At 46.0% G+C, this 17573-nt stretch carries 19 protein-coding genes and 1 pseudogene; 17 read left to right on the forward strand and 3 right to left on the reverse strand.

Annotation, left to right across the window (positions count from 1 at the left end):
• Nucleotides 1–3: 3 nt before the first annotated feature.
• The 10 genes from FEK30_RS11850 (at nt 4) to FEK30_RS11895 (ending at nt 10024) form a co-directional block, all read left to right on the forward strand.
• Nucleotides 4–888: a glycosyltransferase family 2 protein gene (locus tag FEK30_RS11850; RefSeq protein WP_138073299.1), complete on the forward strand. Its 885-nt coding sequence runs from the start codon at nt 4–6 to the stop codon at nt 886–888.
• A gap of 28 nt (nt 889–916) precedes the next feature.
• Complete coding sequence (locus FEK30_RS11855; protein ID WP_138073300.1) at nt 917–2158, forward strand: glycosyltransferase family 4 protein; 1242 nt, start codon at nt 917–919, stop codon at nt 2156–2158.
• Between the two features lie 90 nt (nt 2159–2248).
• Nucleotides 2249–3190, forward strand: a complete 942-nt coding sequence (locus FEK30_RS11860) for a glycosyltransferase family 2 protein (protein WP_030008213.1) — start codon at nt 2249–2251, stop codon at nt 3188–3190.
• A 75-nt stretch (nt 3191–3265) separates the two neighbouring features.
• Nucleotides 3266–4354: a glycosyltransferase family 4 protein gene (locus FEK30_RS11865; protein ID WP_138073301.1), complete on the forward strand. Its 1089-nt coding sequence runs from the start codon at nt 3266–3268 to the stop codon at nt 4352–4354.
• 9 nt (nt 4355–4363) lie between these two features.
• Entirely contained in the window at nt 4364–5575 is a 1212-nt protein-coding gene (locus FEK30_RS11870; RefSeq protein ID WP_138073302.1) for a glycosyltransferase, read from the forward strand.
• Between the two features lie 51 nt (nt 5576–5626).
• The gene (locus FEK30_RS11875; protein ID WP_138073303.1) at nt 5627–7066 is read left to right on the forward strand and encodes a DUF8712 domain-containing protein; all 1440 of its coding nucleotides are present in this window, start codon (nt 5627–5629) and stop codon (nt 7064–7066) included.
• On the forward strand, nt 7066–8298 hold the full coding sequence (locus tag FEK30_RS11880) for a glycosyltransferase (protein WP_255447874.1): 1233 nt from the start codon (nt 7066–7068) through the stop codon (nt 8296–8298). The genes FEK30_RS11875 and FEK30_RS11880 overlap by 1 nt, the downstream gene beginning before the upstream one ends.
• 12 nt (nt 8299–8310) lie before the next feature.
• Nucleotides 8311–8931: a YdcF family protein gene (locus FEK30_RS11885; RefSeq protein ID WP_138073304.1), complete on the forward strand. Its 621-nt coding sequence runs from the start codon at nt 8311–8313 to the stop codon at nt 8929–8931.
• Between the two features lie 35 nt (nt 8932–8966).
• Nucleotides 8967–9356, forward strand: a complete 390-nt coding sequence (locus FEK30_RS11890) for a hypothetical protein (protein ID WP_138073305.1) — start codon at nt 8967–8969, stop codon at nt 9354–9356.
• 89 nt (nt 9357–9445) lie between these two features.
• On the forward strand, nt 9446–10024 hold the full coding sequence (locus FEK30_RS11895) for a putative colanic acid biosynthesis acetyltransferase (RefSeq protein WP_138073306.1): 579 nt from the start codon (nt 9446–9448) through the stop codon (nt 10022–10024).
• Here FEK30_RS11895 and obgE read toward each other — a convergent pair.
• Entirely contained in the window at nt 9987–11051 is a 1065-nt protein-coding gene (gene obgE / locus FEK30_RS11900; protein WP_138073307.1) for a GTPase ObgE, read from the reverse strand. The genes FEK30_RS11895 and obgE overlap by 38 nt on opposite strands.
• Before the next feature lie 153 nt (nt 11052–11204).
• On the opposite strand from obgE, the gene FEK30_RS11905 reads away from it, so the two are divergent.
• The 6 genes from FEK30_RS11905 to mreD all read left to right on the forward strand — a co-directional run bounded on the left by FEK30_RS11905 (nt 11205) and on the right by mreD (nt 15491).
• Entirely contained in the window at nt 11205–11663 is a 459-nt protein-coding gene (locus FEK30_RS11905; RefSeq protein ID WP_012307136.1) for a hypothetical protein, read from the forward strand.
• The gene (locus FEK30_RS11910; protein WP_138073308.1) at nt 11653–12528 is read left to right on the forward strand and encodes an ABC transporter permease; all 876 of its coding nucleotides are present in this window, start codon (nt 11653–11655) and stop codon (nt 12526–12528) included. Before FEK30_RS11905 ends, FEK30_RS11910 begins: the two co-directional genes overlap by 11 nt.
• Before the next feature lie 51 nt (nt 12529–12579).
• Complete coding sequence (locus tag FEK30_RS11915) at nt 12580–12849, forward strand: TIGR02450 family Trp-rich protein (RefSeq protein ID WP_062434138.1); 270 nt, start codon at nt 12580–12582, stop codon at nt 12847–12849.
• A 236-nt stretch (nt 12850–13085) separates the two neighbouring features.
• A complete protein-coding gene (locus tag FEK30_RS11920) occupies nt 13086–14135 on the forward strand; it encodes a rod shape-determining protein (protein WP_012307139.1) in 1050 nt (349 codons plus the stop codon).
• A 32-nt stretch (nt 14136–14167) separates the two neighbouring features.
• Complete coding sequence (mreC, locus tag FEK30_RS11925; protein WP_062434141.1) at nt 14168–14968, forward strand: rod shape-determining protein MreC; 801 nt, start codon at nt 14168–14170, stop codon at nt 14966–14968.
• On the forward strand, nt 14949–15491 hold the full coding sequence (gene mreD, locus FEK30_RS11930) for a rod shape-determining protein MreD (protein WP_045442536.1): 543 nt from the start codon (nt 14949–14951) through the stop codon (nt 15489–15491). The genes mreC and mreD overlap by 20 nt, the downstream gene beginning before the upstream one ends.
• Here the strand turns inward: mreD and FEK30_RS11935 are convergent.
• A complete protein-coding gene (locus tag FEK30_RS11935) occupies nt 15464–16294 on the reverse strand; it encodes an HAD family hydrolase (protein WP_099237296.1) in 831 nt (276 codons plus the stop codon). The genes mreD and FEK30_RS11935 overlap by 28 nt on opposite strands.
• Nucleotides 16295–16600: 306 nt before the next feature.
• On the opposite strand from FEK30_RS11935, the gene FEK30_RS11940 reads away from it, so the two are divergent.
• Nucleotides 16601–17008, forward strand: coding sequence for a hypothetical protein (locus tag FEK30_RS11940; protein ID WP_065710726.1), 408 nt, complete (start codon nt 16601–16603; stop codon nt 17006–17008).
• Here the strand turns inward: FEK30_RS11940 and FEK30_RS11945 are convergent.
• Nucleotides 17005–17526: pseudogene (locus FEK30_RS11945) on the reverse strand (Uma2 family endonuclease); the annotation flags it as partial. The gene FEK30_RS11940 and the pseudogene FEK30_RS11945 sit on opposite strands and share 4 nt — an antisense overlap.
• Nucleotides 17527–17573: the final 47 nt, after the last annotated feature.

Below are 17573 nucleotides of genomic sequence, written 5' to 3' on the forward strand. Positions count from 1 at the left end.
ACTATGAATACTTGTAATATTACCGTAGTCATACCAACTTATAATAGGTTGTCTAAGCTTCTAGAAACATTAGAAAAAATTTTTGAATGTAATCCTCAACCAAATGAAATCATTATTCATATAGATGGAAATGATACCGTAACTGAACAAGGTCTGAAAAAAAGTAAATTTCAAGATATAAAAATCATTAAAAATCCTCGACAAGTCGGGCCAGGCGGAGGCAGAAATATTGCAATCGCCCATGCTACCAATTCCATCGTGGCTAGTTTAGATGATGATTCTTATCCCATAGATAAAGACTATTTTTATCGTCTACAAGCCCTCTTCAATACTTTTCCAAAAGCAGCAGTTATAACAGCTAACATCTTTCATATTAATGAATTAGTTACAGATGATAAATTAACGGCTAACTGGGTATCAGATTTCGTTGGTTGTGGATGTGCATATAGAAAAGAAATATTTCAGCAAACTCAGGGTTATGTGGAGTTACCTGTAGCCTATGGTATGGAAGAAGTAGATTTATCTCTACGCCTTCATAACATGGAATGGGGAATTTTAGAAAGCTCTTGGTTGAGGGTGCTTCATAATACTACCCTAAAACATCATGAAAATCCCAAAATCACTGCTGCCAGCATAACGAATCAGGCTTTACTAGCTTATTTAAGATACCCTGCCCAATTTTGGTGGTTAGGAATTGCACAATGTATTAACCGTATTATTTGGTTAATCAGACACGGAAGAACAGCAGGAATTACGGAAGGTGTATTTACCATTCCTAAGCTAATTAGACGACACCATCAAAAACGTCAGATTGTTTCTGGTAAATCTTTACTTTCTTATCTCCAGTTACGCAAAAAAGCTGTTACTGTTTCTTTCAATATCCCATGAGATTGTACTATTAGAAAGGTTTGAACCAGTGACAAGCACCATCTCAAAACTAAATATTTCCAATTGGATTTGTTGCCAAATAGGAGCTAGAGAACACTACGCTATTCCTAGAGCTTTACATGAAAATGGCCAGTTAACTCACCTCATTACCGATGCTTGGGTTACTCCTCAATCTCCACTCGCAGTTTTACCTTTTTCACCTACCACAGCACTAAAAGAACGCTTTCATCCTACACTACAACAGGCATCAGTTCATGCTTTTAACCTCTCCCTAATTGGGTTTGAAATTAGCCAAAAATTACAAAAAACTTCAGCCTGGGAGCGCATGATTGCCCGTAATTATTGGTTTCAACATCAGGCAATCAAGAGGCTGACAAAATTAGCTCCGCATTATTTAAAAACTCCACCTATTTTATTCTCTTATAGCTATGCTGCTTTAGAAATATTTCGCTTTGCCAAACAACAGGGATGGTTGACTATTCTGGGACAAATCGATCCCGGTCCTTTAGAAGAAGAGATTGTTATTGCAGAATATCAAAGATACCCCCAATATCGGGGAAATTGGGAACCAGTCCCGGCTTCTTACTGGGAAACATGGCGAGAAGAATGTGCATTGGCTGATTGTATTTTGGTCAATTCCCATTGGTCGCGCCAGCTACTAGAAAAAGCGGGGATTAATTCTGAGAAAATCCAGGTGGTTCCTCTAGTTTATACTCCACCAACCGCAGCAAAAAACTTTAACCGCACCTATCCACAATCATTTTCTCCAGAGCGTCCCTTGAGGGTTTTGTTTTTAGGACAAGTGATTTTGCGGAAAGGAATTGCAGCAGTTTTGTCAGCAGTGGAAAAACTGTCAGGATATCCGATTGAATTTTGGATTGTCGGTTCTCAGCAAATTAATATTCCGCCTCACCTGAAAAACCATCCTCAAATTCGTTGGGTAGGTCATGTGAATCGTAGTGAAACAGCTAAATATTATCAACAAGCGGATGTGTTTTTATTCCCTACTCTCTCCGATGGTTTTGGGTTAACTCAATTGGAAGCTCAAGCTTGGAAGTTGCCAATTGTCGCTTCTCAACAATGTGGCGAAGTCGTTCATGATGACATCAATGGTTTGTTACTAAAGGAGGATATAGTTTCAGAAATTGTCGATTTTTTATTGCTGTTAAAAAATAATCCTCAAAAAATTCGAGTTCTATCTAAAAAAATAGTTCAAAATAATAATTATTCACTCAAAAATTTAATGTTTAGATTAAATTCCATACTTTGACTTTTTTGTTATTGTAATTTACAAAAATCATTTTTGTCTACATCTATTTTAGAATTGTCAAATCAAGTTTTCTTTTGTCAGTATAAAAATATGAAAGCTTCAATTGTCCTTCCTTCCTATCGTCGTTATCAACCATTGCTAAATACAATTAGCGACTTATTGCGACAAAATAGTGACGATTTTGAAATTATTGTTGTCGATCAAAATCTAGAATGGCCATCTGAGTACGTTAAAGAACGAGATTCTTTCAAAACACACTCTAAAATTGTATGGATTACTCTTGATCGAGCTGAAGTGGTTTTAGCACGTAATATTGCAGTAAATAAAGCAAAAGGTGATGTGCTTATTTTTATTGATGATGATGTAAAAATTCCAGATCCTTTTTTTGTTGAAAAACATCTTAAAAATTATGAAGATCATACGATAAATATTGTGATTGGTCGCGAATGTCAGGCTGGTTTTAAAGAAAATGATCAAACCAATGAAACCTCTGAAGCAAACCAACTTCGTCACTTGAGTTTTTCTTCACTACAACAGGCTTTATGGTTTGATCGTAATAGCACTTTGCCAACAAAAGTATGTACGTTTTCAACGTGTAATGGATCGATGAGAAAAAGTGTATTTTTAGAGGTTTCTGGCTTTGATGAAAACTACCAAGGGAATTCCTATGGTGATGATTATGATTTGATTTTAAGATTGAATAAATTAGGGTATATCGGTGTTTATGATCCTCAGGCATGGTTGATCCACTTGCGCGTTCCAATGGGGGGACTACGGATGAGTGATGTGACCAATAAAGTTGACTATGCTCGTACTTCTACTGGCTTTTGGATCTTTTTTTTGAGACATGGTGAAAAGGGGATGTATTCCCATTTGTTCTACAACCATATTTTGAGAAAAACAGTTTTGATGAAAACAAATCTAAAAAGACCTTGGCGAGAAATTCCTGTTATCTTAGGTTTGATATTGGGATTTTTTCGGGCATACAAACTAGTGCAAAAGGGTGTTGATTCACCTTTTTTAAACCATTAATTTTTTGATCAGCAAGTTACGTAAATTGAAAGCTTCGTTGCTGAAAATAAATTTGCCTTTAAAGTTTTGATTTTTATGTCTCCTCAAATTCGGACTGTCTTTTACTCAATTTTGCCATCACCCTATCAGCGAGATTTATTTGCCGCTTTAGCTAAATGTAGTGAAATTAATTTAAAGGTTAATTATTTAGAAATGTCTGTCGATGATTCTCCCTGGCCGCAAAAACCGCTGAAGGAGCATGAAACTATTCTAGTGGGAACTGATCTTCGTTGGGGTGCTTCTCGGTTTCACTTGAATTGGCATTTGCCAAATTTTCATGATACGGATATTATCGTTTTAAATGGCTATCAAAGTTTTGTATCCCAATGGATTCTTAGAACTCAATCGAAGAAAATCCCCTGTATTTTTTGGGGTGAAAAAATGGTGGGGGCGGCGACGGGAATTAAGGGGAAATTGCAGCAAACTTTTGCCAATAGCGTAAATTATTGTCAGGCGATCGCCGCTATTGGAGAAGCAGCCGTTCAAGATTACAAATCCCGTTATCCCGATAAATTAGTTGTGCCGATTCCCTACTATTGCAATTTAGATGCGTTTCAACAGGATATTCCTCAACGTCCACGGGAGCTGATCACGATTTTATTTTGTGGGCAAATGATCGAGCGTAAAGGCTTAGATTTATTACTTACTGCTTTTGCTCGCCTGATTGAAGCGGGTTTGAAAGCAAAGTTGGTTTTGGTGGGAAGAAAAGCAGAATTACCGCAAATGATGGCAAAATTACCTGAATTTGTAAAAAAACAGATTGATTACGCTGGATTTCAAGCCCCAGAGGATTTGCCCCAGTTTTTTCGGCAAGCGGATATTTTTGTTTTACCAAGTCGTTACGATGGTTGGGGTGTGGTCGTCAATCAGGCTGTGGGGGCGGGTTTGCCGATTATTTGTTCCGATGCAGTGGGTTCCGCACCAGATTTGGTGACCATGGGTGAAAATGGCTTTATCTTTCCGGCAGGGGATGTAGCAAAACTCCATGAGGCGTTGCACTATTATGTGAGTGAGCCAGCGCGGATTACAGTGGCGAGTGTAGCTTCCCAACGGCGATCACTCCAATGGTCTTCCACAGTCGGAGCAGAACGATGGCTAGATCTATTTAAACGAGTTTTGGCGTGAAATGCAGTGATGAAAGTTTTATTTTTAGCGTCCTATTTCCCGAAACCAGATAATCCCCTCATGGGAACGTGGGCGTTAAGTCAAGCTCAAGCCCTTGTTCAACAAGCAGAAATCGAATTACTGGTGGTTTCTTTTACCTCTTGGGTTCCTTTATGGTTGGCTCGTTCCGAGGGGGCAAAAGCTTACGCCAATTGCCCACCAGAATCAGAATATGAATGGGAGGGCGGGGTTAAGGTTCTCTATCCCCGTTGGCTCTACTATCCGATTAATCCGATTAAAAAGTGGATGTATGAAAATCCAGCGCCTTATTTGGCGATCGCCAACCGTTCCGCCCAACAAAAACTGATACAAATCATCGAAGAATTTCAGCCTGATATTTATTTTTGTCACCATAGTCTGCCCAACGGTTGGTTAATCACTCACCTCCCAAAAAAATACCAACGTCCCCTATTTATTCTCGAACATGACTTTGACGAAATCAGAGATTGTCACCACTTGCTCAAACGTCAACAAGCTTTTGCACAAGTAGCTAATCATGCCCATACTTTGATGGCAGTTTCCAAGCGTATGGAAGCCGATATGCAAACGCTTCTTCCCACAGTCCATACCGCAACGCTTCACAATGGTGTTCACTTACCGCCGTCCCATCTTAGTGAAATTCCCCGACCTCCAGAAACTCAAAACAAACAAATTATTCTTGCCTGCGCCCTATTTTCCGAACGCAAAGCGATCCCTTTATTGATTGAAGCCTTTGCATGGATTGCCGATGAATTTCCCGATACTATTTTGCGAATTATTGGTTCCGGCCCAGATGAAGCCAATATTCGTCAAAAAATCGCAGACTGTAATATTGGCGATCGCATTCAACTCGTAGGGCGCAAACCCCATGCAGAAGTCCTACAGGAAATGGTATGGGCAGATTGTTTTGCTCTAGTGAGTTGGAACGAACCCTTTGCGACAGTTTATATCGAAGCAATGGCAGCAGGGACACCCATTATTTGTTGTAACGATGGTGGGATCAATGATGTGATCGAGAATGGTGTTCATGGTTTAACTGTTCCTCCAAGAAATATTGAAGCGACAGCAATGGCTTTGAGGAAAATGCTTAGCCAAGATTCTCAAAAACTTGAAATGGGGAAGAATGCGCGACAACTCGTTCAACAAACTTTAACATGGGATCTCAAAGCCACTCAGTTAGTCGAGCTCTTCAATAAAATTTAAGACTCTGATTTCCAAGCATCATAATATTCTCTGAGAAAACCCAATCTTTACATGACTCAGTCCCATTATCCATCGAATTTGCCAATACAACCAACCGTTGAGCCTAATGGCGTAACTAGACTATTGCTAGCGCCCCATCCCACCTTATCTGGGACTTCATGTTTGTTAGCAGGCTTGATATTAGCTTTTACCCTATACCCTTCAGCCGCGACACCCACAGGTATGGCGAGAATATCGGCGATTGCCGTAGGTATCGCATTACTAATTAATATTTTTTTTGACAGCCGAAAGGGATTTTATAATCTATTTCGCACAGATTTACTTTGTTTACTAGGACTGTATGGTTTAACTCTGCTTGAATTCCTTTTCCCCCAAGAAGAGTTCAATTTAGCTGTGGATACGATTCAAACTGCTCAGTCCTTAGATATGGTACTACTGGGAATGGCTGGTTTAGCATTAGGGCGTCATTTAGTAAAACCAAAACCCAGTGCTTCTCAAGTTAAAAACTTTGGGAATATCTCTAGTTCTACTTTATTTCGTCTCTTCGTTATTTCTGCCTCCCTGGGATTTTTATACATGCTGCTATCAGTGCAATTTAATCCAATTGCCCTCATTAATGCGATGATTGGCCCTCGCTTTGCAGAGCCCTGGGCTAGAGGAAAATATGGTGGTTGGTTTGTCTTTCTTTCTGAATTAGCTCTATTAATTCACGCGATTCCGCCTATGTTTGGAGTCATGTGGAATCGCCGAAATAACCTCTCGAATTTACAAAAATGGACAACGGTTGGCATTTTCGGTTTGGTCTTATTTCAAGGATTTACAAGCGGTACTCGTAATATTTTTGTTGTTTATGTCGCAACAGCTTTAATTGGCTATCTGATTACTCTGCCTAGACATACCCTGAGAAATACCTTATTTCCAGTTTTAATGGCTGTGGTAATGACTTCATTTTTGTCCTACCATATGCTGGAATTTAGAGGAATTGGTTTACATAATTATATAACTAGACAGGTTTATCTCCAGCAGGGGGAGACTCGTGAAACATTTTCTGTTGATTACAATCTGATGTCTTTGGGGCCTGTCATTGAGGCATTTCCTGAACAACATAACTTTTTGGGTTCTGAGGTGATTTCCTGGGCTTTAGTCAAACCAATTCCGAGAGTACTTTGGCCCGGTAAACCAGAAGGTTTGAGCATTAGCATTGAAGAAGTGGTGGGGGCTGATGGCTGGACTGTTGCCACCACCTTCATTGGTGAAAGTTACATGATGGCAGGTGAGTTTGGTGTCTTGGCAATGGCGCTTTTCTTTGGGTCTTTAGCGGCTTGGTGGAACCGCAGAGCCATTCGAGGAAGTTCCGATTACGACTTAGTTATATATGCCCTAGGATTTTTTGGTGCTGCTATTACCATGCGAAGTATGTTCTGGTTAACAACTGCTATACTCCCCGTGATTGCTTTAGTAATCTTTCGAAAGTTTCGCCTAGTGCGATAATGCCAGCTGTGATAAAAGTTCTCCATGTTTTACCTTCTCTCAGCTTAAAACTTGGTGGCCCGACCCAAGTTGCTCTGAATCTTGTCAGTGCCTTGCGTAAAGTAGGAATTGACGCCGAAATTGCAACAACGAATGATGATCAAGATACTGTACTCGACGTTCCCCTCGGACAGCGGGTAATTTATCACAATGTACCCGTTTATTTTTTTCCTCGTTTTCCAATCCGAATGAAAGAGTTTCTGTTTTCTACGGAACTAACCCGGTGGCTTTGGCAGCATCAAAAAAACTATGATCTAGTAGAAACACACTATTTATTTTCCTATGCATCCTCTTGTAGCGCGGCGATCGCCCGTCAGTTTGGTACTCCTTATCTTGTAAATACCATTGGTCAACTTACGCCGTGGGCACTCGCTCAAGGAGAGTTGAAAAAGAAAATCTACAGCACAGTTATCGAAAGACGCAATCTCAATCGAGCCGCCACAATCCATTGCACATCCAACGGTGAAGCAGAAGACGTTAGCCAATTTGGTATCCAAACGCCGAAGATGGTTTTGCCACTGGGGGTTACCCCTCCTCTTCTCATTCCCGACGCGAAACAGAAGCTTCGTCAGCAATATCAAATTCCTACGGATGTTCCAATCATTCTGTTTTTGTCACGCTTACATCCCAAAAAGCGTCCCGATCTTCTCCTGCAAACCCTAGAACAGCTCAGCTCAGATTATTCCTTTCATTTGATTATGGCGGGATCGGGAACGCCTGTTTACGTCAAAACTCTCAAGGATTTAGCCGCAACCCTAAAGCTCACCAGTCATACTACTTTTACTGGTTTTGTCACAGGCCAGGATAAAGATTTACTTTTGCAAGGTTCAGATCTTTTTGTTCTCCCCACCTACTCCGAAAACTTTGGTATTGTCCTCGCCGAAGCAATGGTTGCCGGACTCCCAGTGATCACCACTGCCGGAACCCAAATTGCGCCAGATATTGCTGCTGCCGAAGCTGGACTTATTGTCGATGGTGATTCAACCGCTCTGGGCGTAGCGATTCGTCAACTGCTCCAAAATCCCCACCAAAGAACAATTTTGGGTCAAAATGGTCAGCGTTTTGCCCTGAAGAACTATGCTTGGCCAGCCATCGCGCAAAATCTCGCCACTGCCTATAAAGCCATTGTGAAGCAGCAACCCCTACCAGATTGTGTTTTACCCACTGTTTCATCGACGAAACCCATAACCTAGCCTGATATTGATATGCAGTGCTGCGATCGCCTACGCCAATATGTACGCAAACACCCCTTCTTTTTTTTGCTTGTCAGTAGTCTGCTCATCGTTGGCATTTTATGCAGCAGTATTGTTATCCGCCTTGCCCTGACAGCTAAGCAGGTTCCCCAACCGCAAGCGATTTTTGTGCTTGGTGGAGATCGCGGTCGTGAGGAATTTGCCGCAAGCTTTGCCCAGCAACACCCAACTCTCGATATTTGGGTTTCTAGCGGTCAATCTCGTCAAATCGCCAAGGATATCTTTCAAGCCGCAAACATCAATCGCAATCGCATTCATCTCGATTATCGCGCCATCGATACTGTCACCAATTTCACCTCCCTTGTCAAAGAGTTTGGCAATCGCCACATCCAGCACGTTTACCTAATCACCTCTGATTTTCATATGCGTCGTGCCCAGGCGATCGCCTTCTTTGTTTTCGGCAGTCGCGGCATTATTACCACCCCCATCCCCATTCCCTCCAACCAGCCTAACGAAACCCTCTGGCGTGTCTCCCGTGATATCGGGCGAGCAATCCTCTGGATCATCACCGGCCGTACCGGAGCCAGCCTACATCCCCAGTTGGGAGCAGCATTTCTTTCAAGCAACCTGTAAGTATTTCACCAAATCAGAAAGGTTAAAATGGGATCATGGTAAGCTTTTTAGCCCTGTTACCCCGTGCCCTCACCACCTTTCTCTATGCCGTTGCCGCCCTCCTGAGGTTCTATGCCAACACCGATACAATCCCAATCCAACTCTGCCCCCTCACCATCCTCCAGTGGAGTTTCCTGGCGTTCACGTTGGGGACAACGGCTCTCCTGGCTAATCTCGGCCTTGAGTGGCACGCTGGAAATCGAAGCCGACACCGAGAGATTGAAAAACGAGACCGAGCAGATCAGGAAAGAGAACGAGCGGCTCGCCATGCTCGAATCCAAAATCGATTCTTCCTTCTCCAAACACGGCATCAACTTGCCCCTAGCCCAGACACCAGAGCAGCCCTAACCGATTTTCTCAGTTTTCTTCAGGAATATGGAGAGTAAAAAAGGCGATCGCCTTTTTTGTCTTCGGCCATTAAGGCATTATCACCATCCATGCCTTTGAATTTTCGCTCAATTTAAAAATTGCTGTTGTGAGTTTCATCCATCTCGACCGCTATACCACCGGAAACTACACTCCCGGTGCCTCCTTTCTAAGGCAACTCTTATGGTTTTTTATCGGTGATCCTGTGGTGCGAACTCGGTTGATCCCCCTATCCTCTTTTAAAGTTTGGGTATTGAGACGCTTTGGCGCCACCATTGGTCAAGGGGTAAGGCTTAAACCCGGCGTGCGCGTTAAATTTCCTTGGCGACTGACCATCGGCGATCATTGCTGGATTGGCGAAAATACTTGGTTTGATAACTTGGCACCAATCACCCTTGCCGACCATGTTTGTATTTCCCAGGATGTCTATCTCTGCACCGGTAATCACGACTGGAGCGACCCCACCTTTAAACTAATCACCCGTGCCATCCACATTGAACAGGGCAGTTGGCTGGGGGCCCGTAGTAGCATTGCCCCCGGTGTCACCATCGGCGAAGGGGCGGTGCTTTGTTTAGGAAGTGTTGCCTTGCGATCGCTCGACCCGATGACTATCTATGGTGGCAATCCGGCGATCGCCATCAAACCCCGCATCATTCATCTGCAATGCGAGGACTCTCAAGATCCATGACTGAGGTTTCTGGTGCTTCATTCTGGCTGACCTCTTTAAGTTTGTCTAAGATGTCCCAAATCTCTTGTAGCAACTGTTCTAAGCCGGTTCTGGATACCGCTGAAATGGTCAGAATTTTATCGTCAGTCAGCCGCTGTAATTCCTCCGTGATGAACTCCGCAAATTCGCGATCGCCTGCATCGAGTTTATTGAGGGCAATGATCTGGGGGAGTTCTGGTAAACCGCGACCATAGGCGACTAATTCCCCTTGGATCGTTTCGTAATTTTTAATTGGATCTTCCGCATTGAGATCCACTAAATGCACCAAAACCTTCGTGCGCTCAATATGACGTAAAAATTCATGGCCCAAGCCCACCCCCTGGTGTGCCCCCTCAATTAAACCTGGAATATCCGCAAATACCGTGCCGTCCCCTGTTGGCCGTTTTACCACGCCTAAATTAGGGATTAAAGTTGTAAACGGATAAGCGCCGATTTTGGGCCGGGCCGCCGACAACGCAGAGATTAGGGTCGATTTCCCGGCATTGGGGAGGCCGATAATGCCCACTTCTGCCAGTAATTTCAGCTCTAGGCGCAGTTGCTTGATTTCCCCTTCTAAGCCGGGGAGAGCATATTCCGGGGCGCGGTTTTTATTGCTGAGAAAATGCTTGTTTCCCAGGCCTCCCTTACCGCCTTTGGCGACGCAGAAGGTTTGTCCGTGGAAAACTAAATCACCAATTTCTTCGTCGGTTTCCCGGTCGTAAATCACCGTGCCGCAGGGCACATCCACAATCAGATCCTCCCCAGATGCCCCGGTGCAATTATTGGGGCCACCCCGTTCGCCGTCCGGTGCTTTGAAGGTGCGGGCATAACGAAAATCGAGGAGGGTTTGCAGGTTTTCTTCTGCCCGAAAGATCACTGAACCTCCCCAGCCGCCATTGCCCCCCGCCGGGCCACCAGCAGGCACGTATTTTTCGCGACGAAAGGCAACGATTCCATCTCCCCCTTTTCCGGCGATAACTTCAATTTCAGCGTGGTCAATAAATTGCATGGGAAATAGAATCTGGTGATTTTGGGCAATCAATTATTATACTCTGCTTTTCCGCCATCGGATGCGCCAGATTGGAACTGTAATCTAGCGGAAGTCTTGGGAAAAAAATAGAATTGTTATGCTAGAGGAAATTTTCGACATTGAGGGAAATCCATGGAACGACGCAGCATCATCGTAAGCTTTCTCGCGGGATGTTTATGGCTTTGTTTGGGGCTATTTCCCTTCAGCCAGGCCTTGGCCCTCACGCCGATTCAGTTGTCTGACTTGAGCTATGAGCGCTGTCCCGCAGAGATGCAGGGAATTGTGACCAGCGGCTCCAATGAAGATGCAAACTGTTTCATGATTAAAGGCAAAGCGAAAAACACATCGGGTAAATATATTGTTGATGCGGATGTGTTTGGGCGTATTTATGATGCCAATGGTTCGCCGACCTTTGAGAATCGTGGTCGTGTGGGCACCATTTTAGAAGTACCGCCGGGCATTAGTGAGTTTCAGATCCCGGTATCGGTCGCCGCCAATCAGCCGGAACCCCTCCAACTGAAAAAATTTAAGGCGTCTGGGTTCACGTCCCGGGTGCGTCCTTTCTATTACGATAACGAGGATGTGGAATAAAACGCGCAGTTGGCAACGGTTTTGCCGCAATCGTCTGGCGGTACTTGGGGGGATTGTCCTGGGGGCGATCGCCTTGTTGGTTTTTGGCCTACCGCTGATTTACCAGACCCCCATCGATGGCATTGACTTCGCCAGAAGTGCCCTGGCACCAAGCTGGGAACACCCCTTTGGCACCGATGACCTCGGACAGGATCAATTGACGCGGGTGTTGTTTGGGGGCAAAGTTTCCCTGACGGTCGGGCTGGCTGCGATGGCTGTGGCGATTAGTTTAGGGACTGTGATTGGGGCGATCGCCGGCTTTTATGGTGGCTGGCTCGATCAATTGTTGATGCGTTTGACGGATCTATTTCTATCCCTCCCCCAACTGCCGGTGTTACTCCTGGTGGTCTATCTGTTTCGGGAATCCCTCCGGGCGATCGCCGGGGCAGAATGGGGCACCTTTCTCCTCGTGGTGCTGGTGATCGGCAGTCTGAATTGGATGGCGATCGCCCGGTTAGTCCGCGCCCAATGCTTGACCCTCAAAAACCGAGAATTTGTGACCGCTGCCCAGGCTATGGGGGCCAATCCCCTCCGCACCCTCAGGACACATCTTCTGCCGAATCTGGTCAGTCTCATTGCCGTCGCCGCCACCCTGTCCGTGAGCAACGCGATCATCACCGAATCAACCCTCAGTTTCCTTGGTTTAGGGTTTCCACCGGACATTCCGACTTGGGGGCGAATGCTGTATGATGCCCAAAATTTCGTCACCACAGCTCCCCACATGGCGCTATTTCCAGGCTTAGCGATTTTTTTGACGGTGCTCAGTTTAAATTACCTTGGCGATGGCCTCCGAGACGCCTTTGATCCGAAAAGCTCCTCCCACTAAGCTAGAATAAACGACCCTGATTTTAAGGCGTGAGAGACTATAAATTCAGCCATGGCGAAGAAACACAAACAACGCTTTCCCCATCTCCTTGGGTCTAAATGGACCGCCACCCAAAAGACTTTCGGTTGGCGACATTTCCAGGTGATGAACCGCCGCAATGAAGGGAAATGGGTGTTTGCCGAATTAGTATCCTCCTGTGACCCTGATACCCGATTTTGGATCAATGCCAAACAACTCAAGGATCAACGACTATGGGAAGCGGGCTGGAAAACCCTCGAAGAGATGAATCAGCCCCCCGAAGTCCCTTTCTGGCAAGATTAGTCATGGCGAATAAAATGCCCTGTAAAATTGGTGATAAATAGGTGATCGCCTTGATCTCTTGATCCCCATGGGAGCTGTCCATAGACGCTAGACGCCGGTGAACAAACATAATAAAATCCAAAAGTTATAATTTTTCGCTAAAGATCCGCCGACACAATACATCGATGTAAATCATGTAAATGTGTTCAAGGTTCAAAACCAGCTCAACACACAGCAGATAAGGGGTCAGCGTACAAGTGGGTTTATTTAGTCGCTTTTCATTTTCACGGGACATGGGTATCGATCTCGGTACCGCCAACACCCTTGTATACGTCTCTGGTAAAGGGATTGTCCTCCAGGAACCGTCTGTTGTGGCCATCAACAAAAATAACCAAGAAGTCCTGGCAGTCGGCCTAGAAGCCAAGCGCATGTTAGGGCGCACCCCCGACAATGTGATTGCCATTCGTCCCCTCCGGGATGGGGTAATTGCGGACTTTGACACCGCCGAGGCGATGCTAAAGCACTTTATTAAGCGGGTTCACGATAACCGCAATCCCCTGATTCGGCCCCGGATGGTGATCGGGATTCCCAGTGGGGTTACAGGGGTAGAACGGCGGGCCGTCGAAGAAGCAGCCAAAGAAGCCGGGGCCAGTGATGTCTATCTCATTGATGAACCCGTTGCCGCTGCCATTGGCGCAGGGCTACCCGTTTCTGAACCCACCGGCAACATGATTATTGATATTGGTGGCGGCACCACAGAAGTGGCCGTTTTAAGTTTACAGGGCACTGTTCTGAGCGAATCAGTACGGGTTGCGGGGGATGAACTCAGCGACTCGATTATGCTCTACATGAAAAAAGTCCACAATTTGGTCATTGGAGAGCGCACCGCCGAGGATATCAAAATTCAACTGGGATCTGCCTATCCCACCGACGAAGAAGAACCAATCATGGAAGTGCGCGGTTTACATTTACTGTCTGGATTACCCCGCACCGTCACCATCAAGGCCCCTGAAATCCGTGAAAGTATGTCTGAACCGCTTTCGATTATCGTTGAAGCCGTGAAGCGCACCCTAGAACGGATTCCGCCGGAATTGGCTGCTGATATTATTGACCGGGGAATTATGCTGGCCGGGGGGGGCGCTCTGCTCAAGGGACTCGATACCCTGATTAGCCACGAAACAGGCATCGTTACCCATGTGGCGGCCAATGCTGAAAGCTGTGTTGCTTTGGGTACAGGTCGTGTTTTGGAAAACTTTAAAGATAAGGATATGGAGCGGGTCTTTAAGAGCCATACTCGCTACGAATAGCCTAGGATGGATTACATCGTTTTCTTGAGTGAATGTTAATGTTCCGCCGTTGGTGGCAACGCTATGGGATGACCTTAATTTTTATTGGGGTTGGCCTTTCGGCTGCTTTATTTTTGCGCCAGACCCAGGGGGGCGCAATTCAGGAATTTTATGGGCTTTTCTTCCGGCGTCAAGGCAATCTCACCGCCGCTGAAACGGAAATTTTGCTCCAGAACAGTAAGCTGCGGGAACTGCAAAATCGAGTCGAGGAACTCGAAGCCCAGAACCAACAGCTACAAGACTTATTGGATTATCGACAAACGCTCCAGACAGAGGCGATCGCCGCTCCGGTCATTGGTCGAAGTGCCGATGCTTGGTGGCAGCAAATTATTATCGGCCAGGGGAGCCAAGCCGGGATCAAGGTCGGGGACACTGTGACCGGCATCGGTGGACTTGTGGGCAGGGTGGTACAAGTTACCCCCCACAGTAGTCGCGTTGCTTTGGTGAGTGACCTCAACCAACAAGTGGGTGTGATGTTGTCCCGGAGTCGTTTCCAGGGCTACCTCCGGGGCCAAAACGATCCCCAACAGGCCCAGATGGTTTTCTATGAGAAGGTTCCAGATGTCAAGGTGGGCGATATGGTCACCACCTCAAACCTGAGCACCCTGTACGCCCCAGGCCTCCCCATTGGTCGCATTGCCGCAATTGATTTTAATGCGGGGCCAGCCCCCATCGCGACGGTGGAGTTGACGGTACCGCTGGGGTCGCTGGAATGGGTATTGGTGGCACCTTTTGAGCAGAAGCCCTTAAATTTTGAGCTGCAACCGGAGCAAGATGTTTCGCAAACTCCCTAGAGGGGCACTGCCCTGGATGAATGGTTTGGTGAGCATTGGCTCGCTGCTGCTGTGTAGCCAGCTTTTGTTACTCCGCATTCCTGGGATGACAATCCTCGGTTTTAGTCCCCAGTGGCTCTTGATGTGGGTGATTGCTTGGAGTGTGAAGCGGGAGATGATTTATGCTCTCCTGGGGGCGATCGCCGCTGCTTGGATCCATGACAGCTTAATGGTGAGTGCCTTGCCTTCCCACCTTCCAGGCTTCGTGCTGGTCGCCTATTTTGTTTCCCGCTGGCGACAACAACGCTATCTCCAGGAAGACTTTATTATTCTGGCGCTGCTGGTCTTTGTGATGACCCTAGCCGCAGAAGTGATTATGGCATTTCAATATCTGCTGTGGGGGTTGGGTTCCCCAGGGATGCTCTGGGGTGAACTGCAACGGATCGGCCTCGCAACGGCAATTTTAAGTAGCCTCTGGGCACCGCTCCTTTGTACGCCTCTGGTGCGTTGGTGGGATTACGTGAGAATGCTCGATAGGCAGTAGTGATGGCCCTGGGGCTTGGGAGAGTGACCATAGCGCTCCGCCAGAAAATGGGCCACAGAGAGAAGATCATTGCAATAATGATCGGGCTGATAGGTTTTGAGGTAGGCCGTATCGCGAATGCCACAGGTCACGGCGATCGCCGGAATGTTCATATTTTTTGCGGCGATGATATCTGCTTCAGTATCGCCCACCATGAGCCATTGATCGCTTAGTTCTCCTTGTTCGGCGATCGCCTCCTTGAGGAGGGCAGTTTTCACATCCACATTATTCACATAGGCCGTGTGGCGATCGTCGCTACCGTAAATCCCACTAAATAGACGTTTTAGGCCATATTGATCGAGCATTTTCCGCACCTGCTGTTCTTCCCGGAGCGTCACCAGTACCAATTTCACCCCGTAGGAATGGAGTAAGGCCAAAGACCAGTTCACGCCCCCCTGCATTTTGTCGAGGTGGAGTAGGGCTTCATCGTTGACGATGGTGCGGACATGGTCGAGGAAAAAGGCAATTTGCTCTTCCTGGAGCCCGGACTGCATCGCAATTTCGATATCACTGACCCGTTGGCGCTTCATTTGCCAAAATTGGTCTTTGCCGAGGTATTTGAGGGGAATGGCGATGCCCTGTTGGGCGTAAATCTGTTGCGTATGCTGGAGAGCGGCTTGGTACGTACCATAGTATCGCTCCGAAACATCGACCAATGGCCCATCGAAGTCACAAAATAGCGTCAAACGGAGACGTCTTGCGGTGGGAGAGTTCATAGTTTGAAAACGGGCAGCGGTTCTCTGGAACAAGCCTGGGATACTCATGGTGCTTTTTGGTCAATGCTCTATCTTTAGCATGATTTACTTTTGTGGTTTTGTTGTCTGCGTCACACATTTATTGGCGATTTGTAGACTTGTTTATAAATTTGGATAACTTACTTAAACTTTCTTTACAATAGCAAATTTTTATCGAAACAGCGGTAGAAAAAACCGTCGGAATGATGAAAAAATTAGGGGTTGATGATAAACGAAGCTGAATAGTAATGGCGATCGCCTTTTGGGAGCCGGGGAGAAAATCCCAGGGAATGCCACAATAAACAGAGATTTTTAAAGAGAGAGGCCCAAAGCACCATGGCTCAGCTAGAGAAATTGATTCAGATGGCGGAAAATGAACTGACAGAATACAGTACCGACGCCCGCAAGATTGAAAAGTTGCGCCGCAAATTTGCGTTTATGTTGAATCCTCGACAACAGCAGCAAATTAAGGATGAACTTTTGGCCCAGATGCCCCAGGGATTTTTCGGAAAAATGGTGCTGGAAAATCGACAGACAGTCGCTTTACCTTTTTGGGGCATTGCGGGTTTGGGTTTACTGTTCGGCATTTCCCTCCAGCAGCCCCTCGATTTCCTCGCCCCGGCGATCGCCCTACCCGCTGCCATCCAAATTCAACGCTGGGGCTGGCAACTAGAAGCAAAGCGGTTGGTTTTGCAAACCCTCGAAGATCTCGAAGCCCGCGCCAAAAATCCGACGGCATCTTAAATGCGGCTTTCGAGACTGGTGCCCCGATACAGTTCTGATATGGGCATTTCAAGGTGGATGCTGGTGAGCTTGACCGGATCAATCGTCCGGTAAATTTGACTCGTCCAACCCTGGGGTGATCGCCGCCAGACCTCTACTTCCTGTTGCGTTTGGGAAATCAAAACATACTCTTCTAAGGTCGTAATCCGTTGATAATCTTGGAATTTTTCTGCGCGGTCAAAGTTCTCTGTGGCTAGAGATAAAACCTCAAGGATTAACCTGGGAAATTGTTTTGCATAGCGATTTTGTTGATCCCTGGGGTCGCAGGTGACAAAAGCATCAGGATAATAAAAAAACTGGTCTCGATAATTAACTTTTACGTCCCCCGCAAAAAATCGGCATGGGCCATCCCGGAGATGCAAATTAAGCGCCGTTAAAAAATTAATGGCAATGCGACTATGGTCATCACTACCACCGGCCATCGCATAAACCAATCCCTGGCGATACTCATGGCGAATTGTGCTTTCGGACTCAAGTTCGAGGTATGCCTGGGGAGAAAAACCAGAGGGTAAAAATCATGCCAAAA

It is taken from the genome of Picosynechococcus sp. PCC 11901, assembly GCF_005577135.1.
Classification (GTDB): Bacteria; Cyanobacteriota; Cyanobacteriia; order Cyanobacteriales; family MRBY01; genus MRBY01.